Origin of the sequence: Streptomyces sp. NPDC058877 (assembly GCF_042742855.1) — a bacterium.
In the GTDB taxonomy this organism is placed as follows: Bacteria; Actinomycetota; Actinomycetes; order Streptomycetales; family Streptomycetaceae; genus Streptomyces.
On sequence record NZ_JBHYMF010000338.1, the window covers coordinates 1 to 3,568 of the forward strand.

Below are 3,568 nucleotides of genomic sequence, written 5' to 3' on the forward strand. Positions count from 1 at the left end.
GGGTGGCACAGAGTGCCACCCGCCCCCTTTGCGTCGCCCCGTCTCAGTACCAGCCGTTGAGGGGAGCCTCCTCACAGAGCCGGACGACCGGCCGACGACCGGAAACGCCCGCCCCGGAGACCTTGACCCGAACGCCCGGCCGCACCGCGTGCGGCGGCCCGTCGACGCGGCAGCGGACCACGAAGCCCTCCGTCATGTGAACCGGCCAGAGGTCCGCATCGGCGGCGGCGACCCCGCGGCGCACGGAGATCACGCCCTCCCCCTCGCTGAGTTCGGGCGCGAGGTCGGTCGACCCGCAGGTCGGACACAGCAGGCGCTGAAACGTGGTGGTGTGGCACCAGCGGCAGCGCTGGAAGTACAGCTCGACGTCGGGGGCCGACTCCTCGGCCTGGACGGCGGTCCCGCTCCTCAGTCCCGTGTGGAACACGATGCCTTCTCCTTGCACTCGGCGGCTCGACCGTGCATGGAGCAAAGATATGGCACTGAGTGCCATCAAATAAAGACCTGAGTTCCCTCAATTGGAGACACCGGGAACCCTGAAGGTCTCGGGTGCCCCTCACCCCTCACCCCTCACCCCTCACCCCTCACCCCTCACCGAGACTCGACTCCACCTCACGCACCACACGCCACATGGGTGTGGACCGCTTGGTGATCACGACGACGACGTCCTCGGTCTCCTCGGCCGGTGCGTCCACGACCTGGCCGCTGCTCCAGGTGGTGCGCACGAACTCCAGGGCCCCGTCCACTTCCGCCAGCGGATCGCCCTCACCCCCCGAGCGCAGCCAGTGGCGCAGGGCGTGGTTGTGGGCGGCGACCACGGCGGCGGCGACCACATTGGCGCGCAGGGTGCCGTCCCTGCGGTCGGCCCAACGGGTGCGCAGGTAGTCACCGAGGGTCTTCTCGTAGCGCCAGACCACGGACAGCTCGTACGTGCGGAGTCCGGCCACCTCGCGGGTGAGCCGATAGCGCTGGACGGAGAAGGTGGGGTTCTCCGCGTACATCCGCATGACGAGCCGGGCGGCGCCACAGACGCGGACGACCGGGTCGTCGGAGTCGGCGCTCGCGGCGAGGAACCGGGTCATGTCGTCGAGGCACTGCTCGTGGTCGGGGAAGACCACGTCCTCCTTCGACGGGAAGTACCGGAAGAAGGACCGCCGCCCGACGCCCGCGAGCGTGACGATGTCGTCGACGGTGGTCTGCTCGTAGCCCCGCTCAAGGAAGAGCTGGAAGGCCGCGGCGATGAGGGAGTCCCGCATCGCGGGCTTCGTGGAGTTCGTCGACGCTGTTCCCATGCCCCGAACCTAGCATTTGAACGCATCCATCGCGGAACTCGGTGCCGGAAGAATCCGGCACCGAGTGCTATTTCGAGGGTACGGAAGCCCAGCAGAAACGCGGGGAGCCCTCACGCCCCCGGGGCTTTCCGCTCCCTCAGCGGGCGCTCATCCGGAGGGCGCCGTCCATGCGGATGGTCTCGCCGTTGAGGTAGTCGTGCTCGGCGATCATGGTCACGAGCCGGGCGTACTCCTCCGGACGGGCAAGGCGCTGCGGGAAGGTGACGCTCGCGGCGAGACCGGCCCGGACCTCCTCGCTGAAGCCGGCCATCATCGGGGTGTCGACGATGCCGGGAGCGATGGTGACGACCCGGATGCCGAACTGCGCCAGGTCGCGGGCGGCGGTGACGGTCATCCCGGCGACGCCCGCCTTGGAGGCGGCGTACGCGATCTGGCCGACCTGCCCCTCGAAGGCGGCGATCGAAGCGGTGTTGACGACGAGGCCGCGCTGCCCGTGCTCGTCGGGCTCGTGCCGGGCGATGGCCTCGGCAGCGAGCCGCATCACGTTGAAGGTCCCGAGCAGGTTGACGTTGAGCACCGCACGGAACAGGTCCAGGTCATGCGGCCCCTTGCGACCCAGGACGCGGGCGGAGGGGGCGATGCCGGCGCAGTTCACGGCGAGCCGCAACTCGGCCCCGTCGGCGTCGATCGCCGCGAGGGCCTCGCGGACCTGCTCCTCGTCGGTGACGTCGGCGGCCAACAGGCGGACGCCCTCGGGCAGCGGCCCGGCGGCGGCCACGGCCTTGTCCAGGTCCAGGCCGTAGACGGCGGCGCCACGGGCGGCGAGCGCGGCGGCGGTGGCGGCGCCGAGGCCCGAAGCGGCACCGGTGACGAGAGCGGCGGAGCCGGCGATGTCCATGGAACTCCTCGTTCGTGTCGTGCGGGTGCGACCCTGCCGCCGGGATGGCCGCCGGATCGGGCGCGTGCCCGCGGAGGACCGCGCGGTCCGCGCGATCTGCGCCGCCCACCATAGAACCGCGTGCCGCACCGCCGGAAGCGGAGGCCTGCCGCTCGCGGGACGCACGGACGCGGAAGAAGTAGTCGACCGGTCGTAGACTCTCGCCATGGGGCGAACGAGTGACGCGCGCGAGCGCATCCTGACCGCCGCGGGGACGCTGATGCTGTCCCGCGGCTACGCCGCCCTGGGCGTGGCCGAGATCTGCGCGGCAGCCGGCGTGCCCAAGGGCAGCTTCTACTACTTCTTCGCGTCGAAGGAGGAGCTGGCCCTCGCCGTCGTCGAGGAGCACTGGAGCGAGCAGCGCGCCACCTGGACGCGGGCGCTCGACGAGGACCTCCCTCCCCTGCAGCGGCTACGGCGGCTGTACGAGTCGACCGAGGCCGGGCTGCGGGCCGACCGCGAGAGCTGCGGCTCCGTCACCGGCTGCCTGCTCGGAAACCTGGCCCTGGAGCTCAGCACCCGTACGGAGAGCGTCCGCGAGCGGTTGCGCGAGGTCTTCGACGAACAGGTCGCCCTGGTGGCAGGGGTCGTCGGGGAGGCCCGAGAGCGGGGCGAGGCCACGGTCGCCGACCCCACGGCAGCCGCTCGGGCCCTCGTCGCCCAACTGGAGGGCCGGGTCCTCCTCGCCAAGCTGTACGACGACCCGGGCCGCCTCGACGCGCTGTGGGGCGATTCCCTGGCCCTGCTCGGCGCCGATCGGGCGCCGGCCTCCGTCGGGGGCTGAAGGCCACCGGGCAGCCGGACGGCGGTCCCCTGCCGTCGGCGCGCACCCGCGCCCTCGGTGCTTCCGGGGACGGCCGTCCCCTTCGCGCACCGCACTCCGCCGGGCGCAGGTCATGGAGCGCGGTCGAACGACCGGCGAGGAGGGGTCAGCCGATCGGACGACCCGGGGGTCCACCGTTGCGGGCGCCCCGAGGAGCCGGGACGACGACCGTGGAAGGCGGGGGACGTCCCCAGGATGGAAGGGCAGAGCGGCGCCCCTCCGTCCCGAGGGTGACCGCGCCTCCCCGAGTTCCTTGGAGCGGACCCCATGAAGCACGTGAAGAAGGCCCCCTCGCGCAGCCGTGTCCTGACCGGTGGCGCGGTCGCCGCCGCCCTCGTTCTCGGCGGCTTCGGCGCCTACTCCGCGAGCGCCACCGGCGAGGACGCGACGTCCGCCCCGGCTCCTGCCGCCGCCAAGAACAAGAACACGGTGGAGTCGACGCACCTGACGATCGAGGCGGCCGTGAAGGCCGCGCGGGCGACCCTGGACGCCGCCGGGGCGGAGGGCCAGCGGGTC

4 protein-coding genes and 1 pseudogene are annotated in these 3,568 nt (G+C 72.2%); 2 read left to right on the forward strand and 3 right to left on the reverse strand.

Features of this window, described 5'->3' with window-relative positions; all coding sequences use genetic code 11:
• Positions 1 to 43: 43 nt before the first annotated feature.
• From ACFW2Y_RS35105 to ACFW2Y_RS35115, 3 genes are all read right to left on the reverse strand, one after another.
• Positions 44 to 427, reverse strand: coding sequence for a zinc ribbon domain-containing protein (locus ACFW2Y_RS35105; protein ID WP_384887606.1), 384 nt, complete (start codon positions 425 to 427; stop codon positions 44 to 46).
• A gap of 157 nt (positions 428 to 584) precedes the next feature.
• Positions 585 to 1,292, reverse strand: coding sequence for a TetR/AcrR family transcriptional regulator (locus ACFW2Y_RS35110; protein WP_384887609.1), 708 nt, complete (start codon positions 1,290 to 1,292; stop codon positions 585 to 587).
• A gap of 136 nt (positions 1,293 to 1,428) precedes the next feature.
• Complete coding sequence (locus ACFW2Y_RS35115) at positions 1,429 to 2,190, reverse strand: SDR family NAD(P)-dependent oxidoreductase (protein WP_384887611.1); 762 nt, start codon at positions 2,188 to 2,190, stop codon at positions 1,429 to 1,431.
• Between the two features lie 205 nt (positions 2,191 to 2,395).
• Here ACFW2Y_RS35115 and ACFW2Y_RS35120 point away from each other — a divergent pair, with 205 nt between their 5' ends.
• On the forward strand, positions 2,396 to 3,013 hold the full coding sequence (locus ACFW2Y_RS35120) for a TetR/AcrR family transcriptional regulator (RefSeq protein WP_384887614.1): 618 nt from the start codon (positions 2,396 to 2,398) through the stop codon (positions 3,011 to 3,013).
• A 306-nt stretch (positions 3,014 to 3,319) separates the two neighbouring features.
• A pseudogene (locus ACFW2Y_RS35125) lies at positions 3,320 to 3,568 on the forward strand (heme-binding protein); the annotation flags it as partial.